The 23,034-nt window shown below is 39.1% G+C and carries 23 protein-coding genes; all 23 read right to left on the reverse strand.

Annotated features, from left to right (window positions below; translation table 11 throughout):
• Positions 1-31: 31 nt before the first annotated feature.
• On the reverse strand, positions 32-1,000 hold the full coding sequence (locus NSS81_RS08585; protein ID WP_342433083.1) for a sugar phosphate isomerase/epimerase: 969 nt from the start codon (positions 998-1,000) through the stop codon (positions 32-34).
• 91 nt (positions 1,001-1,091) lie between these two features.
• Positions 1,092-2,123: a Gfo/Idh/MocA family oxidoreductase gene (locus NSS81_RS08590; RefSeq protein ID WP_342433084.1), complete on the reverse strand. Its 1,032-nt coding sequence runs from the start codon at positions 2,121-2,123 to the stop codon at positions 1,092-1,094.
• Positions 2,123-2,851: a ThuA domain-containing protein gene (locus NSS81_RS08595; protein ID WP_342433085.1), complete on the reverse strand. Its 729-nt coding sequence runs from the start codon at positions 2,849-2,851 to the stop codon at positions 2,123-2,125. Before NSS81_RS08595 ends, NSS81_RS08590 begins: the two co-directional genes overlap by 1 nt.
• 15 nt (positions 2,852-2,866) lie before the next feature.
• Positions 2,867-3,931, reverse strand: a complete 1,065-nt coding sequence (locus tag NSS81_RS08600) for a Gfo/Idh/MocA family oxidoreductase (RefSeq protein ID WP_342433086.1) — start codon at positions 3,929-3,931, stop codon at positions 2,867-2,869.
• A gap of 143 nt (positions 3,932-4,074) precedes the next feature.
• Positions 4,075-4,761 carry a DUF624 domain-containing protein gene (locus NSS81_RS08605; protein ID WP_342433087.1) on the reverse strand — a complete coding sequence of 229 codons (687 nt, stop codon included), beginning with the start codon at positions 4,759-4,761 and terminating at the stop codon, positions 4,075-4,077.
• 33 nt (positions 4,762-4,794) lie between these two features.
• Positions 4,795-5,679, reverse strand: coding sequence for a carbohydrate ABC transporter permease (locus tag NSS81_RS08610; protein WP_342433088.1), 885 nt, complete (start codon positions 5,677-5,679; stop codon positions 4,795-4,797).
• A gap of 9 nt (positions 5,680-5,688) precedes the next feature.
• On the reverse strand, positions 5,689-6,588 hold the full coding sequence (locus NSS81_RS08615) for an ABC transporter permease subunit (protein ID WP_342433089.1): 900 nt from the start codon (positions 6,586-6,588) through the stop codon (positions 5,689-5,691).
• 72 nt (positions 6,589-6,660) lie between these two features.
• The gene (locus tag NSS81_RS08620; RefSeq protein ID WP_342433090.1) at positions 6,661-8,313 is read right to left on the reverse strand and encodes an ABC transporter substrate-binding protein; all 1,653 of its coding nucleotides are present in this window, start codon (positions 8,311-8,313) and stop codon (positions 6,661-6,663) included.
• 51 nt (positions 8,314-8,364) lie between these two features.
• Complete coding sequence (locus NSS81_RS08625; protein ID WP_342433977.1) at positions 8,365-9,984, reverse strand: alpha-glucosidase; 1,620 nt, start codon at positions 9,982-9,984, stop codon at positions 8,365-8,367.
• A 235-nt stretch (positions 9,985-10,219) separates the two neighbouring features.
• Entirely contained in the window at positions 10,220-11,227 is a 1,008-nt protein-coding gene (locus tag NSS81_RS08630) for a substrate-binding domain-containing protein (RefSeq protein ID WP_342433091.1), read from the reverse strand.
• Between the two features lie 302 nt (positions 11,228-11,529).
• Complete coding sequence (locus NSS81_RS08635) at positions 11,530-12,315, reverse strand: sigma-70 family RNA polymerase sigma factor (protein WP_342433092.1); 786 nt, start codon at positions 12,313-12,315, stop codon at positions 11,530-11,532.
• Between the two features lie 90 nt (positions 12,316-12,405).
• A complete protein-coding gene (locus NSS81_RS08640; RefSeq protein WP_342433093.1) occupies positions 12,406-12,861 on the reverse strand; it encodes a hypothetical protein in 456 nt (151 codons plus the stop codon).
• A 199-nt stretch (positions 12,862-13,060) separates the two neighbouring features.
• Complete coding sequence (locus NSS81_RS08645) at positions 13,061-14,266, reverse strand: hypothetical protein (protein WP_342433094.1); 1,206 nt, start codon at positions 14,264-14,266, stop codon at positions 13,061-13,063.
• Positions 14,263-14,727 (reverse strand): RNA polymerase sigma factor, encoded by a 465-nt coding sequence (locus NSS81_RS08650; protein WP_342433978.1) that lies wholly within the window; start codon positions 14,725-14,727, stop codon positions 14,263-14,265. The genes NSS81_RS08645 and NSS81_RS08650 overlap by 4 nt, the downstream gene beginning before the upstream one ends.
• A gap of 362 nt (positions 14,728-15,089) precedes the next feature.
• The gene (locus NSS81_RS08655; RefSeq protein ID WP_342433095.1) at positions 15,090-15,869 is read right to left on the reverse strand and encodes an alpha/beta hydrolase; all 780 of its coding nucleotides are present in this window, start codon (positions 15,867-15,869) and stop codon (positions 15,090-15,092) included.
• Positions 15,870-16,053: 184 nt separating this feature from the next.
• Complete coding sequence (locus NSS81_RS08660) at positions 16,054-17,028, reverse strand: ring-cleaving dioxygenase (protein ID WP_342433096.1); 975 nt, start codon at positions 17,026-17,028, stop codon at positions 16,054-16,056.
• 233 nt (positions 17,029-17,261) lie between these two features.
• Positions 17,262-17,732: a hypothetical protein gene (locus NSS81_RS08665; protein WP_342433097.1), complete on the reverse strand. Its 471-nt coding sequence runs from the start codon at positions 17,730-17,732 to the stop codon at positions 17,262-17,264.
• 231 nt (positions 17,733-17,963) lie between these two features.
• Positions 17,964-18,683 carry a YebC/PmpR family DNA-binding transcriptional regulator gene (locus NSS81_RS08670; protein WP_342433098.1) on the reverse strand — a complete coding sequence of 240 codons (720 nt, stop codon included), beginning with the start codon at positions 18,681-18,683 and terminating at the stop codon, positions 17,964-17,966.
• A gap of 153 nt (positions 18,684-18,836) precedes the next feature.
• Positions 18,837-19,670: a YitT family protein gene (locus tag NSS81_RS08675; protein WP_342433979.1), complete on the reverse strand. Its 834-nt coding sequence runs from the start codon at positions 19,668-19,670 to the stop codon at positions 18,837-18,839.
• 115 nt (positions 19,671-19,785) lie between these two features.
• On the reverse strand, positions 19,786-20,979 hold the full coding sequence (locus NSS81_RS08680; RefSeq protein WP_342433099.1) for a dicarboxylate/amino acid:cation symporter: 1,194 nt from the start codon (positions 20,977-20,979) through the stop codon (positions 19,786-19,788).
• A 143-nt stretch (positions 20,980-21,122) separates the two neighbouring features.
• Positions 21,123-21,419, reverse strand: a complete 297-nt coding sequence (locus NSS81_RS08685; protein WP_342433100.1) for a DUF5658 family protein — start codon at positions 21,417-21,419, stop codon at positions 21,123-21,125.
• 284 nt (positions 21,420-21,703) lie between these two features.
• The gene (locus NSS81_RS08690) at positions 21,704-22,264 is read right to left on the reverse strand and encodes a hypothetical protein (RefSeq protein WP_342433101.1); all 561 of its coding nucleotides are present in this window, start codon (positions 22,262-22,264) and stop codon (positions 21,704-21,706) included.
• 245 nt (positions 22,265-22,509) lie between these two features.
• Positions 22,510-23,019 (reverse strand): DUF6241 domain-containing protein, encoded by a 510-nt coding sequence (locus tag NSS81_RS08695; protein WP_342433102.1) that lies wholly within the window; start codon positions 23,017-23,019, stop codon positions 22,510-22,512.
• Positions 23,020-23,034 lie beyond the last annotated feature (15 nt).

Genomic DNA, 23,034 nt, shown 5'->3' on the forward strand with positions numbered 1-23,034 from the left:
ACGCCTGGTGACAGGCACCACATAATCAGCTTTACACCCACCACATTTGGGAAACTGGCTCATTAATTAGTACCGATTTCAAATTGGTTACGGCCCTTTGAAATCCTTCGTCAATGGACATGATTGGATCCTCATGTTCGATGCTAACCACATAATCGTATCCATAGGTTCTTAATGCACTCATCATGTCGGACCATTCTTTTAAGCTATGTCCGCACCCAACTGAACGGAAGTTCCACGCCCGGGTTCTTATTTCCCCATATGGCTGCATATCTGTTAATCCATACATATTTACATTTTCCTGATCAATGTATGTGTCTTTTGCATGAAAATGGTGTATGGCATTTTCTTTTGCCAAAATCTTTATCGCAGCCACTGGATCAATCCCTTGCCACCATAAGTGGCTCGGATCAAGATTAGCGCCAATCGCGTCACAGGTTTCCTCACGCAACTTCAACAATGTATACGGTGTATGCACTAAAAAACCACCATGAAGTTCCAAGCCAATTTTCACATGATGATCCTTGGCATATTGGCCAACTTCTTTCCAATAGGGAATCAATTTTTCTTCCCATTGCCATTTCAACACGTCACCATATTCATTTGGCCATGCGGTCACAGGCCAGTTTGGATATTTTGCATCCTCCTGATCACCAGCTGTTCCTGAAAAACAATTCACAACCGGGACATTCAGCAGTGACGCAAGTTTAATCGTTTTTAATAATGTTTCGTGCGAATTTCTTGCAAACTCCTTGTCTGGAGAAATCGGATTTCCATGGCAGCTAAATGCACTAATAACCAAATTACGTTCCTCAACCTTTTGGAGATATTGCTTGCGAGCTTCCTCACTTTCCAATAAACCGTCTAAATCACAATGGTTGTTGCCAGGATAGCCACCGGTTCCAATCTCAACTGCATGTAATCCTGCACCTTTAACAGTATCTAGCATTTCCTCGAAGGACTTTTCTGCAAATAATACCGTAAACACACCTAGTTTCATATTAATTCTCCTCTCAATTAATGCTCCTAAAAATTCTTTGATAAAAAGAGAGATGGCACACCTTGCAATCCGCTACCCCCATCACAATCTATCATTCACTCACTTTAACAATTTGTTTTGTTTCATTAGATTGAAGGGCTGCCAAAATCACCGCTAGTGATTTCATCCCTTCCACACCAGGAACAGCTGGCTCCTCATTATGAATAACAGCATCCACAAAATGATTGATCACTTGTGTGTTACCTTGTCCGCCCTCTTCATTTGACTGGATTTTCCCAAGCTGGTAATTCACCACTTCGCCGTTAGCATATTGAACAACAAGCGAATTCGTTGGATCATCCTCTAAACGAAGAATGGCTTTTTCACCATAAATGATCGTTGAGTTATCTTCCTTACTGACATAAGCCCAGCTTGCTGCAAGTGTTCCGATAATACCGCTTTCTGTTTTTAATACACATACCGCATTATCATCAACAGTGGCAAAATCCTTAGCACTTGTTTCCACAAAGGAACCCACTTCGGAAATTTCCTCACCTAGTAAATACCTTAGTAAATCAGTCTTATGGACACCTAAATCGCCCATTGCACCAACGAATGCTTTTTCTTTTTTAAAAAACCAGCTTTCTTTACCTTCTACACTCCAGCCCTCTGGACCACCATGCCCAAAAGCAGTTCGGAAACTATAAATTTTTCCAATTTCCCCGCTAGCAATCAATTGACGTGCTCTTTGGTGTGACGGTACAAAGCGCTGATTATGACCAATCATTAATTTTTTCCCACTGTCCTTAGCCGCTGCAATCATCTCTTCCGCTTCCTGTTTTGAAGTAGCCATCGGCTTTTCACAAAGAACATGAAGCCCTGAATTTAAGGCAGCAATCGAAATCGGGGCATGAAGATAGTTAGGTGTACAAACGCTTACTGCGTCTACCACTCCACTACTCAATAGCTCTTCATAGTTTGTATAAGCAGCGATTTGGTACTTCGCTGCAACTTCATTCACTCGGTCTTCATTAATATCACAAACAGCAACTAGCTCTACATTTTTATTCGCTTTATATTCAGGTATATGACGATGCTGGGCAATACTGCCACATCCAATCACACCCACTCTTAATTTTTCCATTATTGTTGTCCTCCTTTGATTTCTTCTAGAGGTTTTGCATTCCCATAGACCGGACGCTCTCGCTTGACAGGCTGTGCCCATTTTACCGCATTGATAATCACACGCTGAATTTGTTCATTATGATAGGTCGGATAGGTTTCATGACCTGGTCGGAAGTAAAATACTTTTCCATTTCCACGCGTGTAGGTTACCCCGCTTCGGAACACTTCTCCACCTTCAAACCAACTTGTAAAAATAAGCTCATCCGGTTGTGGGATATCAAAATGTTCTCCATACATTTCTTCTTTTTCTAATTCAATATATTCAGAGATTCCTTCGGTAATCCGATGGCCTGGACTGACGACCCACAGCCGTTCTTTTTCATCCGCTTCCCGCCATTTTAAATCACAGCTGGTACCCATTAAGGTTTTAAAGATTTTCGAAAAATGTCCTGAGTGAAGGACAATTAGTCCCATGCCCTCTAGCACTCGCTGTTGTACCTTTTTAACAATCTCATCGTTTACTTCTTCATGTGCAAGATGTCCCCACCAAACGAGTACATCCGTTGTTGCTAGCACTTCATCTGTTAGGCCATGCTCAGGCTCATCAAGAGTGGCCGTAGTTGTTTCGATGCCTTCTGCCTGAAGAAATTGCGCAATGGTCCCATGGATACCAGTAGGATAGATCTCACTGACCACGGGATTATTTTGCTCATGACGATTTTCATTCCATACAGTAACTTTTAACATGTTGACCCGCTCCTTTTATTTGTACTGATCAAAATCTTTTATGACTTCATTCTTTTCTGCTGCTTTAAAAATCGTTTCAATCAATTGTAAAACACGTAACACTTCCGTATTTTTAACAACAGGTTCAGCTTTTTCCGTAATCACTGAGACCACGTTATCGTAAAAGCTTTCTATGGTTGATTCAATTTCTGGTAAATTAGATGTGATGATAGCTGTTTCGGACGGTGGTGCCATCGTTTTCGTTAAACCTTGTCCAGCTTGAATTGGTTTTGGGGCAACTACCTCCACACCCAGGTTTTGGGTAACAATTTTCCCGGAAATGCTCCAATCATTGATAATTGAAGTCCCCCTTGTCCCTTTTACATACCATCTTGGCAATTGGATAAAATTGGTTGTCCCAACTTCAACTAAAGCTGTACAGCCGTTTTCAAAGGTGAGGAATGCTTGAAAACCGTCATCGACTTCATCACCTAATACAAAACTTAAATTTGCGTGAACACTTGTTATTCTACTGTCAATCATAAACAGCAATTGATCCAATAAATGGACACCCCAGTCTAGGAGCATTCCTCCACCCTGTGCTTTCAAATGACGCCAATCTCCCGGGATTCCATTGGCTCCATGTACGCGCGATTCTATATGAAATACATTTCCAATAAGCTGGTCATCGTATATTTTCTTTATCGTTAAAAAGTCTTTATCCCATCTTCGATTTTGATGGACAATAAATTGACAGTCATTCTCTTCTGCCACACGCATGATATCTTCTAAATCTTCGCTATATATTGTTACTGGTTTTTCACAAATGACATGCTTCTTAGCGTTTAAAGCAGTGATGGCTATTTCTTTATGAACATCGTTAGGTGTTGCAATTAGGACGATATCAACGGACGGATCAGATAAAACAGCCGTTAAACTTTCATACACTTTATATCCATCTGCTAACGAAGCTTCACGTTTTTCCTCCAGAACATCAATAGTTCCAACGACCCTTATTTGTTGATGTTCCTTAAGTAATTTCGCATGATAGCTCCCCATACCTCCATAGCCAACAATAACTAAATGATAAATTCTAGCCATGTTCCTCACTCCTTTTATCCTATCAATAAATTTAAAGTAAACGTTTGCATCTATTCTATTTAAAAACGTTGAGTAAACGTAATAAGATTCATCATTACTACGCAACGTATACAAAACTATTAAGCTCATTTTTTTTTAGTTAATCATTTTTCTAAATGTTTTTTTTGAATTTCAACACTCATACTCTTTTGGAAAAAATAGGTAACAATCAGTGCAGTCAATCCCGGTAAAATAAAGAGTAGTAAGGGCGGAAATACCAACCACATAATATAGGCTGCGACCACCGCATCTAAGATCATAAAAATTGAATTCATGGGATGGATAACCAATAGAAACATGGTATTTGTCAGGTAATTCTTCAAAGGTAACTCCTGATCGACAAGGTAGCAATAAACGTATAAAAAGAAAAATGGTGTCACGACGACTAGCACGTAAAAGACATTTTCCAATAGCGAAGACAGCCCTGAATAGTACCTAAACGCTAGGTAAAAAGCAAACAAAACGGTTGCATTGAGAATGCCCAAGAGCATACTTTTTACATAGTCTCTTTTTAAATACTTCCAAAACACTTTAAAAAGTGGAAAAGTGTCGTCACCCTTCACATATCTTCTTGCAATCCCCAAGGTAGCCACCGTTGTCGGAATCGCAACAAACGGTAATAAAACAATACCCACAATGACTATCGTGTGTACGCTTGCTACATCCGGCGCTACCAAAAGATTCAATCCTAAAAAAGCATACAGCACATTAAATAGCCACCAAATACCTGTCAGTTTTAGGATGTTATAGAGTCCCTTCATCAAATCGTCACTGTACCTAAACCAGTTCATTTTGTATCCCCCTTACTACCGATAGGACCGATCCTATTCTTTTACAGAACCAATAACTAACCCAGTCGTAAAATACTTTTGTAAAAACGGATAAATTAATAGGACTGGAATAGTTGAGACCACAATCTTAGCAGCATTCAGCGTTTGGTTTGAAAGTGAAGCTAGAGCCTTTAATTGTGATACATCGGTAATCTTAGTTGCATCAATATTCAATTGTTGAATATAGGTTTGTAGCGGATAGTTAGAAACACTATTCATATAAAGCAATCCACTAAAGTAATCATTCCAATGCCCGACTATAGAAAAAAGTGAAATGGTTGCCAAGGCAGGCAGTGAAATAGGCAAGTAAACCTTAAACAATACTTTTAATTTTGTCGCACCATCCATAATAGCGGCCTCTTCCAGTGAAGCTGGAATACTCTTGAAAAAGTTCATTAACAAGATAACGTTAAAGATTGGCACCGCTCCTGGTAAAACAAGCGCCCAAATGGTATCGATCAGACCTAATTCCTTTACGACTAAGAATGCTGGAATCATCCCGCCAGAAAAGAGCATAGCAAAAATCAATAAATTCATATAAATATTTCGTGCATTAAATTCTCGTTTATTTTTAGAAAGTGGATAGGCCAGCAAAACTGTTAACAACAGGTTCAACGATGTTCCTAAAACCACTCTTTCCACAGAAATCATAAATGAACGCCAAAACTGTGCATCTCCTAACAACACTTGATAAGCACTTACATTAAAATTAACTGGCAGCAGCCCAACCTCATTCGCTTGTGCCGCAACTCTGTCGCTAAAAGAGATAGACACCATATTTAGTAATGGTAATATACATAGTGCCGTCAACAGCAATAATATGGCCCATATACATACATCGGCAAACCGACTTCCGAACGTTTTTGATCGCATTGACATTTCTCTCCTTTAAAAAATACGCATGTTTGTAAGCTTCTTAGATAATTCGTTAGCTGATAAAATCAATATACAAGCTACCACAGATTTTAATAAGCCAATTGCCGTTGCAAAACTATACTGTTGTCCTAATAAACCCACGCGGTAAACATAAGTATCAATAACATCACCAGTTTCATACACAATTGGATTATATAGTGCAAAGATTTGGTCAAAACCGGCATTCAGAATGTTCCCCAAATTGAGTGCCGTAATCAGCATAATCGTTGGCAAAATTCCAGGTAAGGTTACATGCACTAATTTATTGAAACGATTAGCACCATCAATCGAGGCTGCCTCATATTGTCCTGGGTCAATCCCTGTCAGTGCAGCTAAATACACGATTGCACCATATCCAAAACCTTTCCATACGTCTGTTGAGACAATGATACTTCTAAACCAATCATTACTACCTAAGAACATAATCGGATCATGTCCAAGTGCCTGTAAGAAATTATTTATTGGCCCATGGAAGTCAAACATGTTAATAAATACTGCTGCTAAAACCGCCCAAGATAAGAAATTAGGCAAGTAGACAATGGTTTGAATGGACTTTTTAGCCCACTTCAATCTAATTTCATTTAACAATAAGGCAAAGACAATGGGTACAAGGGTTCCAAAGATAATCTTACCAACCGCAATCACAAGTGTATTCCTTAGTATCTTCATACTATCCGGGATTTGTAGCATGTAAGTAAAGTTGTCAAAACCCACCCAGTCAGATCCTAAAATACCCTTAGCTGGAGAATAATCTTGGAACGCCATGATGATACCAAACATTGGGACAAAGCTGAAAATGATCAAAAAAATCATGCCCGGCGCCATCATTAAATGATATTCCAGCTGTCCTCCACGTTTTTTCTTTTTCTTCATTACACATGCTACCTTCTTTCAAAATAAATTATATATGGGTACAAATATCAATTATTTGTACCCATTCCATTTTTATTTTTCTTTAATTGCTTCAGTTACTTCTTTAGTAATATCACTGCCACCTGTTTTCTTCCAAGTAGCAACAAACTCGTCGAAATAATTTAAGTCCTTTTGACCTGTCACAATTTTCAAGAAGGCTTCATCTTCTAATTTAACCAAGTTTGCCCATTTCAGCTTCATGCTTTTAGTTTGACCAAAGAAAACTGGGTTTACATCATTAATCTTCGTATCAGCCATCAACTTACCAGCTACCATTCTAGACATATAGCCACTCCATTGGTTAGCATCTGCCTTTGCTGGATCTGCTAAATAACCAGTGATTTTTTCGAAAGATGCTCTATCATCAATCGATAATGTCTGCGGATCCTTTTCACCATCAACGGTTGCTTTAAGATCCTTATACATTTGTGCGGTTGCATCATTATAGTTAATCAAAATATTCAACGGTTTACCACCATCAAAACCATTTTTATTAAAATCTAAAATTGGTTCATAATCATAATCCTCATAAACTAGTTTATCATTTAGGACACTTGCCAATTTTGGCAGTAATTCTGGATGTTCAAACCCTTTCTTCACAACATAGAATTCAGAAGCTGGATTTTGTGTATAAGCCGTGATTACACCACTGCCATCTTCCGAGATGATATATGGCTGCCAATCAATATCCGCATTCTTCTGTTTCGCAGAATTTAATGGATAGTCAGGTGTCCACCAAGGACCAAAATAAGCTCCAGTTTGACCATTAATTATCGTATCTTCAATACTCTTCCGTACAGCAAGTTGTGGATCGATCAGTCCTTTTTTGTACCAATCAGCTAATTTTCCTAATCCTTTTTTCGTTTCCTCAGTAATAGAGCCATAAACAACTTTACCATCTTCTTCAATCCATTGACGAGGGAAAGAATTATAAGTGGCAAAGATATTATCCGCTACGAAAAGTGATCCGTATAACCCGCCAATAGCACTAGAAATAGCTAAACCTATCGTATTTCCCTCACCATTGCCACCTGGATCTTTTTGAACAAATTCTGTTAAGATTTTTTCCATATCATCAACAGTCTTAGGTTCCTCTAAGCCAAGCTTGTCCAACCAATCTTTACGCAGCCAAAGCATCGTTGGGTTATTTGCGTTTTGTGTAGTTGGTAAAGCCATTAGCTTACCATCAAATGTGGCCGCATCCAATGCACGTCCGTCGTAAGAATCATACTTTTCTTTCAAACGATCAGAAGCACTTGATTCATATACGCTCGTCAAGTCTGCAACCATGTCATTATCAACCAATTGGCGTAATGTTGCAGCATCCACCGACATAATGTCTGGTATATCATCTGATGCTATTGCCATCGAGACTTTTTGATTGTAGTTATCCCCTGATTGAGCTTCAAACTTATCTTCATTCTGAATATTAAGCGTTTCTTTTAAATATCTTGTATACGCATTGTCCTCATACGTATCCCCCTGAGGCAATTTTGGAATTCCCGGAGTTGCCTTCCCAATAGTATAAGTAACCGTTTCTTCATATTTCCCGAAAGGTTTTAGTTCTTCCTTCGTTGCTGCCGTTTTTGTTTTTGAATCTTCTTTAGTGTCGGATCCCATTGTACATCCTGCCAAGATACCTATGGACATCATCGATACAGCAGCGATTGATATTAATTTCTTCATTAATATATCCTCCTAATTTTTCAGGTTTTATCTAATTTAAATGAATCAATTTTATAACTTCACAGCGAATGCTTCATACGGTTTTAATTCAAGTTGATTAAAGTCAGCAGATGCTCTTTCATAATTACTGATAATCACCTCGGTACTTTGCCCCAACTCCGGCAGTTGTATTGTTGCCTGCTCTTCCCCAATGTTGGCAACAACCACCCAAGTTTGGTCTTCATAATGCCTTAAATACATAAAGACTTGTTCAGGTACATCCGTGACAAATTCAAAGTCCCCCCAAACAACAATAGGGTTTTCTTTTCTTAATTGAATCAATTTCTGATAGCAGTAAAAAATTGAATTCGAATCTGCCAGGTTAGCTGACACATTAATCTCTTGGTAATTTGGATTAACATGTAACCAAGGAGTTCCAGTTGTAAAGCCAGCATTTTCTGTATTATCCCATTGGATTGGTGTACGTGCGTTATCACGCCCTTTGGCATTGATAGAAGCAATAATATCTTCTTTTTCATAACCGTTTGCCAATCGCTCGTGGTACATATTCACACTTTCAATGTCTTCAACCTCACTTATATCCTTAACAGGGTAATTGGTCATTCCGATTTCTTCCCCTTGATAGATATAAGGTGTTCCCTTCATCAGGTGCAGTAAGATGGCAAACATCTTTGCACTTTCCACCCGATAGGTTGTATCATTTCCCCATCGGGAAACAATTCTCGGTAAATCATGGTTGTTCCAAAACAAGCTATTCCAACCCTCATTGCCTAAGGCTGTTTGCCACTTTCCAAGAGCCTGTTTTAACTCGTTCACCTCTAACGGTTTAAGATCCCATTTTTCTTTTCCAGGTTGTTGGTCCAGACTAACATGCTCAAACTGGAAGACCATGGATAACTCGTTTCGTTTTGGATCAGAATAAAGTTTGGCTATTTCCGGTGTTGCTCCCCAGGTTTCGCCAACTGTTAACACATCGTATTTACCAAAGGTTTCCCGATTCATCTCTTGCAAGTAATCATGTAATTTGGGCCCATTTCCTGTTATTTCTTCATCTGGAATTTTCCCAACTAAATCGATTACATCCATCCGAAACCCGCCAACACCTTTTTCCAACCAGAAATTCATTAATCCCCAGACTTCTTGTCTGACCTTTTCATTTTCCCAGTTTAAGTCCGGTTGTTTTTTACTGAAAAGATGCAAATAATATTGACCACTTTCTTCATCAAACTCCCAAGCTGAGCCACTAAAGGTTGATTTCAGTGTATTGGGTACTTCACCATTTACAGGATCGCGCCAAACATAGTAGTCGCGATAGGGATTGTCTTTACTTTTACGAGATTCGATAAACCATTTGTGCTCATCTGAGGTGTGATTAACAACTAAATCCATTATAATTTTGATATTTCGTTGGTCCGCTTGTTTAATCAGTTCATCCATGTCATCCATCGTACCAAATTCCGTCATAATTGCTTGATAATCACTAATATCATAGCCGTTATCATCATTCGGTGATTGGTACACAGGGCTAAGCCAAATAGCAGTAATCCCCAGTTTTTCTAAATAATCTAATCGGCGAATTATCCCTTTTATATCACCTATACCATCGCCGTCACTGTCTTGAAAACTGCGCGGGTAAACTTGATAAACCACTGCAGTTTGCCACCATTTCATTTTCACTAAAGTCCACTCCTAAATGCATATTTCTTTTTCCAATCTCCTTAGTAAACGTTTACGTTTTAGTCAAAAAACAAGGTAAACGTTTACTCTTTGCTTTATAGGAAGGTAAACGTTTACGTAAGAGACAGATAAACGTTATGTACTTCCATCCAACTATAAAAGAATTTCCCCTTTAACTTCGCCACTTTTTTAGATGGAAAAAAGAAAAGGTAAAAATTCGGGTTGATAACTATATTAATAAATTTTTTACGGATTTCCTCACTACTAATTGGTAAGGAATAATTTTAGAAGGAATTTTTTTCTTACTTTGAATCGCTTCTATCACTATCCTACAACCTTCATCACCCATCTCCCAGAAGGGTTGGCTAATCGAAGTTAATGGTGGGATAGACATTTCAGCGACTCTCGTATTATCATAACCAATCACTGATAAATCATCAGGCACGATTAGCCCATGATCATAGGCTACGGAAATGATCCCTAATGCCACATCATCACTAACTCCAAAAACAGCGGATAGCTCTACTTTTTCACGTAGATACGATTCCATTGCTTCTTTACCGGAGTAGTAACTAAAATCACCGAATTTTACTAGGTTTGAATCATAGGGGATTCCATTGTCTTCTAATGCCTTCTTATAGCCTTCTATTCTAGGAATACCAGCTACCCTATCCTTAGGATACACGCCTGCTAACCCTATTCTTTTATGACCATTATCAATTAAGTATTGCGTTGCTGAATACGCAGCATCATAATCATTTACTTTAATATAGGGTACATCTTTTTCTGGAGTATCAGTAGATAATAATACAAAAGGAATCCGCAGTGAATTTACTAGGTCAATTTGTTCCTTACTTAATTCAACTGTTACAATCACTAATCCATCAACTTTTCTTTCTGCCATTAATTTAACAGATTCTACTAGCCTATCTCCATTTACACCTGCATGTGAAATAATCACACTATAACCTTTTTCATGGGCAACATTCTCTATTCCATTTACAATATCTCCATAGAAAATAGTGGCAACATTTGGCATGATCACCCCAATGATATTACTGGAGTTTTGAACAAGGCTCCGTGCATTTTCATTTCTTCGATAACCTAGTTCGTTGGCTACGTCCATTATTTTCTTTTTGGTTTCTTGGTTATAGCCCCCAGCATCATTAAGAACTCTTGAAACTGTTGCCGTCGAAACATTCGCTATGCGTGCAATATCTTTTATCGTTACATTCATTTTCTCAATCCCTTAAGGTAAACGTTTACGTGTTTTTAATTTAACACCATATTATTTTTTAGTCAATAGAAAAATTCAAAAAAGTAGACGCTTACATTTCCTTGTCGCTAATCAGAAATTAATCATTCTCTAATTATCCTTTATCATCACTTAGTGTAAATAGAATGCAAACATTTTATGACTTTTACAAAAAACCGCATATATGATTTTTCTTATATAAAACTAGCTTTGTTATATCCTTCTTCAAACATCTTAATAGGAATACAAAAAACCGGTAGTGGTCCACCGGTTTTTTGATTATACTATATCGAAGGAACGGGCTCATAAAGCCCTTGTTTCAATTTTTCTAATGCTCGTTTTAGTGTTCGATTAACAGTCATTTGTGAGATCCCTAATCGTATAGCAATTGTCCGCTGGGAAGCCTCTTCAAAGAAACTCAGGTGGACAACCTGCTTTTCCTTTTCACTCAGATAAGACCATGCTTGGCTTACATCCATGCGAGTCTCAACCTCTTGATACTCCTTTGCTTCAGTTCCGATTACGTCCGCCACCTGAAAATCAACCTGTACCTCACCGCTCATCGGTGCATCGAGCGAGGTAACTTGAAAGCTAGCTTGTCCAGCAAGAACCTCCATTGTTACTTCCTCAGGCAGGTTGGAGTGATGGACAATCTCCGAAATACTAGGTGGTCTTTCTTGTTTCACCATTAAATCGTCAATCACTCGCTGAACTTGAATTGATTTTTCTTTCATCCATCTTGGCATTGGCGAAATCCACGCTTTATCCCGCAAATAATTCATCATAGAACCCATCATGCCAGTCCTTGCATACGTTTCAAAGGAGGATCCATGACCTTGATCATATCTCTCAAGCGACCGTAACAGGGACATTTGTCCAACCTGAAACAAATCATCATAAAACTCAGGACGACTACGTGATAATTTTCGCGCCGTAGAATCTACCAAATGCTTGTACGCCAGGAGTAGATTGGTAGCTAACTTTTTACACCTCGTCTGTTGATAGTCTATAATTTTCGGGTATTGCCTGTCCTTTCGCTTCAGGGGAAATGCCTTATGATTTTTATTCATTCATGCTCTCTCCTTCCCTTCAGAGATTGGCTTTCTATTGGTCTATAATAAAAATTAGACTTCTCGTTTACAACACATATCCCTTGTTTCCTATTGGCTAGGATCAGGAGTCATACCCAATTTCGACAATTCCTCCTTTGTTTTTATCGACTCCATTTCCTTCCCAAGCTGCTTCATTTCGGCCTCATCCCTAACCATCGAACCACTTTCATCCGTTTGGTGAGGGAGAGTATCCTTCTTCACCATTATATTTTTAACATATTCAGCAATCTCATAAAGCTTACTTTCCGCTGCATCCCTAACAGAAATCGGGATTCTTTTCCCACCATCCAAGGATGGTCTTCCAAGCATTGCCTGATTCGGCTCCAATGGGGTGGGATTAACAGGAATCTCTAAGCAGTAGGTAGATTCGGTGGATGAATCTCGCATCGTCACTCTGTACTTGACGGATTCCTTGAAGCCAATCAATCTAAATCCTTGGCTTGTCATAATCGAGTGTACGCTGGAAAATGGTCTCTTTTCAAAAACTAGAGCTTTTGCCATCATTTTGCATCACATCTCCTAGAATCTATTTTTCATCGACTGCTTGTCGACTTATCCTTACATACCCTAAAAATCAGCAAATGAATCAAAAACCGTATATTTTTTTACCTTCCTAATATTTACACTAAGCACTGTCCACCCCAGGCGGACAAATGGCTGATTTGTCCACGCGTGGTGACAGGCACCATTTAAGGCACCCATTTTAAAGAGAGAGTTCACCAATGTTTTGAAGGAACGAGATTTGTTCCTTTTTTCCTTCTTCTGCGATGCTGCCTGTGTTGACTCTTATGACTTGTTGGAGGGCAGCTTTTACTTTCTGATCACGGACCACTATTTCTCCTAAAATATCTAATGCCGCAACTTTGCTTTGAAGCACTTCTCCACTCACATCCTTGTCAAGGATTAGCTGCCCATTAACTACCAGATTGATTGGCTGTTCAAAAGCTTGGAATTGGTCATTTGACCATACCTCTTCCCCCTCAATCAGGACAAAGCTATTTTCATAGGACAATATTTCTGTATCCAAGAGGCTGATACGTTCATAAATAAGATCTTCCACTTCTTCGGAACAAATAATTACCGAAGATGAATGAATCATAGCAATGCTCTTAGCTAGCAATTCCCTCGAAACATCCGCATCAAGGATAATCGACTTCTTTGTAAATAGCTTCTTATTTATGAAACGGCGGATTGAACGGGCATTTAATCGCAGCGGTTTTGCCACTAGCTCATACCCTTCAGGAATGATTTCTAGATGACAACTGGTTAAAGAGGCTATCTTTTTATATAAGTAGGATTCTTGATTTTCATAAAGAGATATTTTTCCATTAACCTCTAACTTTTCAATTTTTTCATGAAAGGTTTCCATATTTAGATCTTGAGAAAAGGACAATAAACCATTTACCACTAGATACATTGGCTCCTCAAGCGCCTGGAGGAATGAATTCGTTAGCGTAAATTTCCCGTTTTCTACCCGCGGCGGTGCCGTATGATACGCTTCAACCGCTCCTGAACCTTGTGTTAGCAGTTGACCTACAAGGCCAGTGAGATGTGCAGGACAATAGATATTGCCATTAACAATTAAACTTAGCTGATCCGCGTTCAGTTGGTTCGCTTGAACATCCCTACTGATAATGACGATGCCGTTAACCACAAGTTTTACCGGTTCGACGATTGATAGGAGAAAGGGCACATCAAGGTTCAACATCCCATTTAAAAAGTGGTAGCCTTCTGGGATTTCAACACTTGACCCGATATTGCCAATATTCAGCTTTGACAACAACTGTGCATTCCCATGTCGATAGAGCACCATCCCCACATTTTCAATCTGTTCAATTCCTTTAATACTTTCCTCCGTTGCATTCATTAAATTTAATAAACCGACATTTCCAATTCGTTGATTCATCATTTTTCCTCCTCTAGGATCTTTCTTAATTTTTTTATGGCAAGATGCAGTTTATAACGCACCGTCGAGGCAGGTATGTCTAGTTGCTTGCTGATTTCCTGACTCGATAGCCCTAACCAATACTTTTTAAAAATTAGATCACTCGATTCCTGCGGCAAATGTGCTAACAATTCGGTTATTTCGAGATGATTCGAGGCAACCTCTTGAATGGAAAAATCGAAATCCTCCTCCCAATCGGTCAGACGTTTTTCCTTTCTCCTTTCATCAATCAGCTTATTTTTGATGACGCGAAAGAACCATGCCCGCTGCTTGTAATCTGGTAAATGAAGGAGCTGTTCTTCCCCTAATACCTTTACCATCGCATCCTGCACAAGGTCATTCGCTTCCTGTTCGTGGCGCGCGATGGACCGGGAAAAGCGGTGAAGATCATCCTTTAAGCTTTCATACAAATCACTTACTACCATACTTACCACTCACTTTTGAAATTTTTTTAACCTCTCTGGAGGATTAATATGGAAAAATTATACCACCTCAGGGAAGCTTCCTTCGCACATGTTTTATTCGCTTTCACATAGATAACGATTGATGAAGGCAAAGTGTTGGAAAAAAATAAAGAAATTAAAAATAACTAAAAAAGGCTAAACGATCAAAAAACTGAATTTGCGCCCAAACTTGTATGTAAAATTGCATAACAAAATGTACCTTTAATCGAGGTACATTTTGTCTAAAAAAAAAGGCCAAGTTCATATGCGAAATGAGCTATTTCTTACGTTTTAAATTCAAAAGCTTATTCCCCTAAAGCACCCGCAAGAACAATAAACACTTTTCAAGTTATTGTTATTGCCTCTAGAGGCAATACACCTACCTGTATCCACTTTTCTATCATTTGGTTAAAATAATTAGGATTCACCAAAGATATTCCATGACCAACGTTAGGAATCATTATTCCTATACAATTCGAATTATTTGAAACTATATCTTTTGCTGATTTTTTCATTATCGCTTTTTCTCTTTCACCGACAGTAACTAATATCTTTCCATTCGCGGTATTAAAATATTTGGGTATTTCAAATGACATATTTTCTTCTAATATTCTAATCAGTGTATCTGATTTCATTTGAGTGCTTTCCTTATAATAAGTACCAAAATATTCTTTATCTATATAAAGTGTTTTTGCTTGAAGTTTAGAAAATGATTTATATTTAATCAATGGAAAGGTTAATTTAATTGAAGGACTAATCAACCTTTTTGCAAATATACTTGGTCTAACTAATGCACTATTAATAATTGCATAATTAATCAAATTTGGTTTCATGCCCATCATTTGAATCGTTACTTGTGCCCCTAATGAAAATCCAATAACGATTACTTCTTTTTTATTTGCTATTTTCTCTATTACATCAATTACCTTTTCTGCACTATATCTAATTGAAAATTTTTCCGTATTATTACTTTGACCTTGTTCTGGTAAATCTATGGCAATGCAATGATAATGGCTGAAGTATTGGATTTGTTTATCCCACATCCAACTGCTCACTCCACCGCCGTGTAGGAATACCATTAATGAAGCGTTCTTATCTCCAGACTCTTGATAATGTAAATCCAAGGATTTCACCTCTCTTAAAGTCAATTTTCAATCAGAATTATAAATCTACCCTCAATGGCATTTTTTCCCATCGTTTAAATACCTCTAAAAAAACACCTCAATTCAGAGGTGTTCATCTTACAAATCTCTTGTAAGTAAAAAAGCCTTTATAACAACCCTAATCAAACTCTTGGGTTCTAATGAATCATTCAGTCTCTAAGTCCAATGGTCGTAGATTTGCTTCGATTTCCGCGCGTTTTGGTTCTAGGAATGGCGGTAAAGCAAGCTGTTCACCTAGGGTTTCAAGCGGTTCATCGACGTCGAAGCCTGGTGTATCGGTTGAAAGTTCAAACAAAATATGGTTCGGTTCTCTAAAATAGAAAGCTTTGAAATAGTAGCGTTCTACTTTTCCCGAATTCATGAACCCGAATGAGGAAATCCGCTCCACCCAGTAATTATACTCTTCCTCATTTGGAACACGGAAAGCTACATGGTGAACACTTCCACGACCAGCCCTTTCTCTCGGTAAATCCGGACGTGACTCAATATGCACCTCTGCACCCGTACCGCCTTCACCGGTAGAAAAGACTAGAATTTCAGGAAAATCCCCAGCAAGTGAAGGATATGCCCCCACCTGTGTAAAACCCAACACTTCGGTTAATACACCGGCAGTCGGCTCGGCAACCGCAACAGTTAATGTCACAGGTCCCAAACCAATAATCGCATGCTCAGTTGGAACATCACTTCCACCCCAAGGCTCACCGGCACGAACCCCCGCTTCACCGTTGTCAGCCACTAAAATAAGCCGTGTCCCCTCATAATCTTGAAAGGCAAGCGAATCACGATTTGCCCGTTTTGCAATCGTTTCATGATAAATTCCTAATTGCTTGAAACGCTCTTCCCAATAGTGGAGTGCTGCGGTATCTCTCACCCTTAATGAAGTAGAGGAAATACTGCCCACACCTGGATAGGTACGACCAAGCGCCGGGATATCAAAAAAAGTAATCTCTGTCCCTGGACTTCCTTTCGCATCACCATAAAATAAATGGTAAGACTCTGTATTATCCTGATTCACTGTCTTTTTGACCAATCTTAACCCTAAGACCTTCGTATAAAAATGAAAGTTTCTTTCTGCCTTGCCCGTTAAGATTGACACGTGATGCAAGCCTAACAACTTCACCAAAACCACCCCTTTATCAGATGAATTATGATCTATATTAATTATCTTGAATTCGAGATAATTATACCGAAAAATGAACCAGTAGTCAACGACCCATACAAGTAATAGCCAACCAGCCAACTCAAAAACCAACTGTCCACCCCACGTGGACAAATGTATTTTAGTGGTGCCTGTCACCATTATAGTGTCACCATCCAAGTTAAAAAGCGAGAGGTGCGTTTGCACGTTCTCGCTTACTGTTTGTAGTCCCATGCTATTTTCCATTTCCCTTTTTCTTCGACTGCAATAACTTCTTGCTTTAGGTCGAAGTTTCCGTATTTTCCTTTGTAGGTTTGGGTGACTAGAAACTTGTAGACGTTCTTCATGACTGGTCCTTTTTTAGACATCTTCCAATTATCTACCTTTTCGGGCTTACTAAGGGTATAGGTGAAGGTTTCAACGCCAAAGTGATTCATAAATACATGTGCCCGATCTTGAATATAGTGACCTTTACTGAACCTTTCCCTCATCGTTGAATGGAAAAGCCCCCATGAACCCGAAAATTCACCAACCTGTTCATTCTGATAAAACTCCTCGACTGCCGCTATTGCCTGTTTCCCTGGTGAGAGTAAACTTCCCCTCAGGAACAAAAAAACAACAACAGTGACCACAACCAGCAAAATACCAAGTAAAATCCCTTTAGATGGAGCAGACCTTCTAGCCATAAAACACTCCTTTGGACAACATTCTCTATACCAAAGAATATGCCCGCCCCTGTCAAATTATTATTAATGTGACTAGTTAACGGAATACAGAAGCTCTACTGTCCACCGCAGGAGGACATTTGTCCACGAGTGGTGACAGGCACCGAAAAAAGGCACCACAAAAGGGTACCGAAAAAAGGCACCGAAAAAAAAAACCAGACCTTTCTTTGATAAAGGTCTGGTTTGGAGAATTTATTCGCCCAAGTCTACGTTGTGGTACACTTGTTGAACATCTTCAAGGTCTTCTAATACATCGATCATTTTTTCGAATTTGGCTTGGTCGTCTTCTGATAGTGTTACGTCGTTTTGTGCGAGCATGGTTAGTTCGGCAACGGTAAATTCTGTGATCCCCGCATCTTTGAATGCACTCTGCACGGCGTGGAATTGATCTGGTTCTGCGTAAACGATGACCGAATCCTCTTCCTCTAAAATATCACGCACGTCTACATCCGCTTCCATCAACAGCTCCAGTACCTCGTCTGCTGTTTTTCCTTCAATACCTATAACCGCCGTTGCATCAAACATATAAGCAACTGATCCGCTGACACCCATGTTTCCGCCATTTTTACCAAAAGCAGCACGCACATCTGAAGCTGTACGATTTACGTTATTTGTCAATGCATCGACGATGACCATTGATCCACTTGGTCCAAAACCTTCATAACGTAATTCAACATAGCTTTCTTCTGAACCGCCTTTTGCCTTTTCAATCGCACGGTCAATAATATGTCTTGGAACATTATAGGTTTTCGCACGCTCTAGGACGAATTTCAACGCCTGATTAGATTCAGGATTTGGCTCGCCCCGTCTTGCTGCTACATAAATTTCAACCCCGAATTTTGCATAAATACGACTCGTATTTGCATCCTTTGACGCTTTCTTTTCCTTAATATTATTCCACTTACGACCCATTATGAACACTCTCTTTCCATATTAAATCTACATAAAAGCAGCTATTATCCTTCAACCGCATAATTACCTATACATTAACAGATATATTATACAGAAATACACAGCTCATTTCGAGTTTATTCCTAAAAAAAATCCATAGATCACTCAGCACCGTTATGATGCTTTATAGCCCTTGCCCATCATTTCATGGACATTATGGACGGTAACGTAGGCGTTTTGATCAATTGTATGAATGATGCTTTTCAACTGGACAATTTCTTGTTTACTAATGACGATATAAAGCACTTCTTTGTTCTGTCCGGTGAAGCCACCGCGCCCGTCCAAAACGGTCAGGCCCCGCGACATCTTCTGGGTAATACTCTCCAAAACCCGCTCGGGTGAATTGGAAATAATCATAACCGCTACCTTTTCATCAAGTCCTTCTACGATAAAATCAATCGCTTTTGCCCCAATGTATACAACCAGCAGCGTATACATCGCTTTCTCCAAGCCAATGATAAACACCGATCCGACCACTACTAAAATATCAAAAATCAGCATGCCCTTACCGATGCTCCAGCCCAACAATTGGTTAGCCAACCTTGCGAGGATGGTCGATCCTCCTGATGTACCACCCGTTCGAAAAATCATCCCTAACCCGACACCTACTAATAATCCCGCAAAAATAGCAGCCAAAAATGTGTCTTCGGTTACCTGACGACCGACATCTTCTGTTAAAAAGAGAAAACCAGAGCAGGAAGCAATCGAAAGAAGTGTATAAAACATCGTTCTTTTTTCAAAATATTTATAGCCTACAGCTAGCAGCACGACATTTAGAACAAAATTCACAACCCCTGGAGACCACTCAAACAAGTAATAGGTCACAATCGTAATTCCGAGAATACCACCCTCGGAAAGACGGTTTGGTATCGTAAAATAATTCACACCTATCGCAAAAATCAGGGCACCAATCAATATTAATAAAACATCCTTCAATGTTTTCTTCATAAACAACCACTCTTCATATTTTTCTAACATAATAATACTACATTGACTGGTGACAGGCACCAAAAAAATGACACAAAAATGGCCAACACTCAATTGGGTTGGCCACTTTGTATAATCAACTTACCTTCAATTCAATTTTTTCTTCCCCTGTCCGACCGCCGCTGATTTTATCAACCATAACGGAAATGGCGCCGTCTCCTGTCACGTTACATGCTGTACCAAAACTATCCTGCGCGAGGTACAGAGCAATCATAAGCGTTAACATCGTTTGATCAAAGCCAAGCATCGTTTCCAATAAACCTAAAGCTGCCATTACGGCTCCACCCGGCACCCCTGGCGCAGCTATCATTGTTACACCTAACATTAAGATAAACGGAAAATAAGATGCTAGTGTAAGGGAATCACCCGTTAGGAACATAATCGCCATCGAACAGCTGACAAGGGTGATTGTACTGCCAGATAAATGAATCGTAGCCAGTAATGGCACCGTAAAATCTGCTATCTTTCCGCTGACTCCCACTTTCTTTGTTGCTCTCAAAGTAACTGGAATGGTTGAGGCAGAGGATTGTGTCCCAAGTGCAGTAAAGTAGGCTGGGAGCATTCCTTTTAACATCTTAGTAGGGTTTTTTCCTGCAACAATTCCGCTGCTGATATATTGGAATACTAACATTACTATATGAAGAATAATAATCATTGCAAATACTTTTGCAAAAACAGATAGAATCATTTCAACCTGACCGCCGTTTGTCATATTCGCAAAGATTCCGAGAATATGAATCGGCAACAGCGGAATAATTACCGCTGAGATTACTTTTTCAATGATCACCTGGAACTCAACCAATACATTCGATAAAGAATCTCCCTTAACAAATGTTACTCCTAACCCTAATAAAAAGGCCATCAACAACGCTGTCATCACACCCATAACAGGAGGCAAATCGACAGAGAAAAAGGCCGAGAGCAACGCTTCTTCAGGGTTTTCAAACTCCTTAAAAAATCCGCCAGACTCCAAAATTTTAGGATAAATAAACGAAGCAGCGAAAAAGGCAAGCAGCCCAGCTAGAATCGTAGAAAGATAGGCTAAGCCAGTTGTTATACCCAAAAGTTTTCCAGCACCCTTTCCCAGCTGGCCAATACCAGGTGCGATGAAACCAATAATAATCAACGGAATCACAAAGCCTAGAAAATTGCCAAAAAGGCCGTTAAACGTTGCTAGCGTGCGAATCGACCAATCTGGAGCAATTTTTCCAATAATAATCCCAAGTATAATAGCTAATATAATTCGTGGCAAAAGCCCTAGTCTTCTCATGTGTTTGTCCTCCCTGCGTGTACATTTGTACGCCATAGGTGGATTATACATTATTTTAGTAGAATAGTTAATCTATTTTTTAAATATTATTTAATTATATCCCAAAAATAAAAGGCGTCTCCCTATTATCGGGCAGACACCTTCTAAAGCAAATCAACAAGCCAATAGCAATGAAGAAAGAAAATTAACGTATAAAAGCTAGAGGCAAACACGGTTAAACCCTTTACTGCAGTCGAGGTTGGAACCTTTTTAAAATGTATAAACAGGTATAAACAAGCTGAAAACGCCAGCTTTGTAAAAAGGAAAAGGATTGGATGCGTTTCGTATAAATGGTTCATGACGGGATTCATCTCTTGGATAACGGAGTTTTCCAAGCCAAAGTAGGTAATAAACGCATCGAAGATATTTAATACCGACAAATAATGAAATAACAAAATCATCGCATCACCCCCGAGTTTATCCTTTATAAAGAACAAAAAAACCAAATAAAAACAGGCCATCACTACGCCTATTTTGCCCAAAGATATAAATCAATAAACCTATTTTTAAGTATAATGCATATTCTTTATTAAGAACACATCATTTTAAAAAAAATGGTGACAGGCACCAAAGAAACACATTTGTCCGCCCCTGACGGACACTACCGAGATGAAAAGGACCACAGCTATAATGCTGGGTCCACGAAAAAAAAAAAAGCCCCCTTTTTAAAAGGGAGACTTCTTCACTAATATGTATCCATGAATCTTTTAAAATTAGAACCTAACTCCGTTAAATAGGTAATTACATAATTAATCTCATCGAGATCCCAGAAAACAATTTCACTGCTCACACTTGTGTTAGCTACCGGTGGAGGCGTATCCAAAACCTTAATATTTTGAGTGAAGAAGGGCTGCAGGAGACTGGTTTCTAATCTTACGTCCATCGTGCTCAGCAAATCCAATTTACTTTTAGCAAATTTGGCATGCGAACTATTGGGCACAAGTCTTTTAATTAAAAATCCTAGCTGCAAAGCAAGTTGAACGAAAATAGTTTTGTAATGACGCTGAACAAAAATCGATTCCATTCCAACAGCTAATTTAATCGTTTGGTTGAAAAGCACCTTTAACTCATCAATAGGTATAGTGTTTATTTTCCCGCGATTTAAATAGGGTAATGCCTTATCCCTACAGATAATATACTCAGACAAAACTTCATGAACATCCTTCATTGATTCCTGATTGGCGTGACCGAGTAAAACAGAATCTAAATACACATATTCAGGTACTTTTACGAAATTGTTAGTCATACTAAACCCTCCAATTACTCAAAGTAAACACATCTGCCGTTAAAATATAACACCCCTATCAATGGCACACATCAATCAAACCCTTCCCTCTCCTCCATTATAGTAAAAATACCCAACAAAACTCCTCGTACATTTGAAAGTTTTAAGAATTATTCGAAACTAACTGTCCACCTCAGGAGGACAAATGTACACGAGCGGTGCCTGTCACCACCTATCTCTATCTATCTATCTATCTATCTATCTATCTATCTAAAATGTTTTTCTATGTATGCAAGTTCTTCTTCGGGTGTGAGCAGCCGGGTGGCTTTGCCGATGGTGCCGTTTTGGTAGGACCAGATTTTATTGTGGGCACGGACGGCGTTGCTGAAGTCTCCTCTTGTCCACGGTTCGAGAATTTCGAGGAGCATTTCTTTCGTTTCAAATTGATTGTCAATCACAACCTCGTACAATTTCTGAACCTTATCGGCCGTAATTTCCGAGGATCCCCATTTTTGCTTTGCATACACCTTTTGGTGCGTCATATCATGTACTTCCTGAATTAAACCACCCTTACCCATGTAGTCATATTTCACCATAACTATTTTTGAGCTTTCTTGCTCAAAGCTTTTTTCAATTTCTGCCTGCACATTATAAGTATCCGAGCCATTTTTTTCCGATACACTTCGTCTCGCATCGATGCTTAAATAAGAAGCGATCCCCGCGATACAGGCTATTATCCCAATGATAGTCCCGGCCAATCTAAACTTACTCTTCATATGGCTCACTCCCCT

The organism is Neobacillus sp. FSL H8-0543 (genome assembly GCF_038592905.1).
Classification (GTDB): Bacteria; Bacillota; Bacilli; order Bacillales; family Cytobacillaceae; genus Neobacillus.

Coding starts and splice junctions, on each gene's coding strand:
- NSS81_RS08590 (WP_342433084.1), bottom strand. CDS start 2,123: ATGGAAAAATTAAGAGTGGGTGTGATTGGATGTGGCAGTATTGCCCAG.
- NSS81_RS08635 (WP_342433092.1), bottom strand. CDS start 12,315: ATGAATAAAAATCATAAGGCATTTCCCCTGAAGCGAAAGGACAGGCAA.
- NSS81_RS08680 (WP_342433099.1), bottom strand. CDS start 20,979: ATGAGAAGACTAGGGCTTTTGCCACGAATTATATTAGCTATTATACTT.
- NSS81_RS08585 (WP_342433083.1), bottom strand. CDS start 1,000: ATGAAACTAGGTGTGTTTACGGTATTATTTGCAGAAAAGTCCTTCGAG.
- NSS81_RS08625 (WP_342433977.1), bottom strand. CDS start 9,984: ATGAAATGGTGGCAAACTGCAGTGGTTTATCAAGTTTACCCGCGCAGT.
- NSS81_RS08685 (WP_342433100.1), bottom strand. CDS start 21,419: ATGATTTTGTTATTTCATTATTTGTCGGTATTAAATATCTTCGATGCG.
- NSS81_RS08605 (WP_342433087.1), bottom strand. CDS start 4,761: ATGAACTGGTTTAGGTACAGTGACGATTTGATGAAGGGACTCTATAAC.
- NSS81_RS08595 (WP_342433085.1), bottom strand. CDS start 2,851: ATGTTAAAAGTTACTGTATGGAATGAAAATCGTCATGAGCAAAATAAT.
- NSS81_RS08630 (WP_342433091.1), bottom strand. CDS start 11,227: ATGAATGTAACGATAAAAGATATTGCACGCATAGCGAATGTTTCGACG.
- NSS81_RS08690 (WP_342433101.1), bottom strand. CDS start 22,264: ATGACTAACAATTTCGTAAAAGTACCTGAATATGTGTATTTAGATTCT.
- NSS81_RS08615 (WP_342433089.1), bottom strand. CDS start 6,588: ATGAAGAAAAAGAAAAAACGTGGAGGACAGCTGGAATATCATTTAATG.
- NSS81_RS08665 (WP_342433097.1), bottom strand. CDS start 17,732: ATGGCTAGAAGGTCTGCTCCATCTAAAGGGATTTTACTTGGTATTTTG.
- NSS81_RS08645 (WP_342433094.1), bottom strand. CDS start 14,266: ATGATGAATCAACGAATTGGAAATGTCGGTTTATTAAATTTAATGAAT.
- NSS81_RS08620 (WP_342433090.1), bottom strand. CDS start 8,313: ATGAAGAAATTAATATCAATCGCTGCTGTATCGATGATGTCCATAGGT.
- NSS81_RS08650 (WP_342433978.1), bottom strand. CDS start 14,727: ATGGTAGTAAGTGATTTGTATGAAAGCTTAAAGGATGATCTTCACCGC.
- NSS81_RS08600 (WP_342433086.1), bottom strand. CDS start 3,931: ATGGCTAGAATTTATCATTTAGTTATTGTTGGCTATGGAGGTATGGGG.
- NSS81_RS08610 (WP_342433088.1), bottom strand. CDS start 5,679: ATGTCAATGCGATCAAAAACGTTCGGAAGTCGGTTTGCCGATGTATGT.
- NSS81_RS08670 (WP_342433098.1), bottom strand. CDS start 18,683: ATGGGTCGTAAGTGGAATAATATTAAGGAAAAGAAAGCGTCAAAGGAT.
- NSS81_RS08640 (WP_342433093.1), bottom strand. CDS start 12,861: ATGATGGCAAAAGCTCTAGTTTTTGAAAAGAGACCATTTTCCAGCGTA.
- NSS81_RS08675 (WP_342433979.1), bottom strand. CDS start 19,670: ATGAAGAAAACATTGAAGGATGTTTTATTAATATTGATTGGTGCCCTG.
- NSS81_RS08695 (WP_342433102.1), bottom strand. CDS start 23,019: ATGAAGAGTAAGTTTAGATTGGCCGGGACTATCATTGGGATAATAGCC.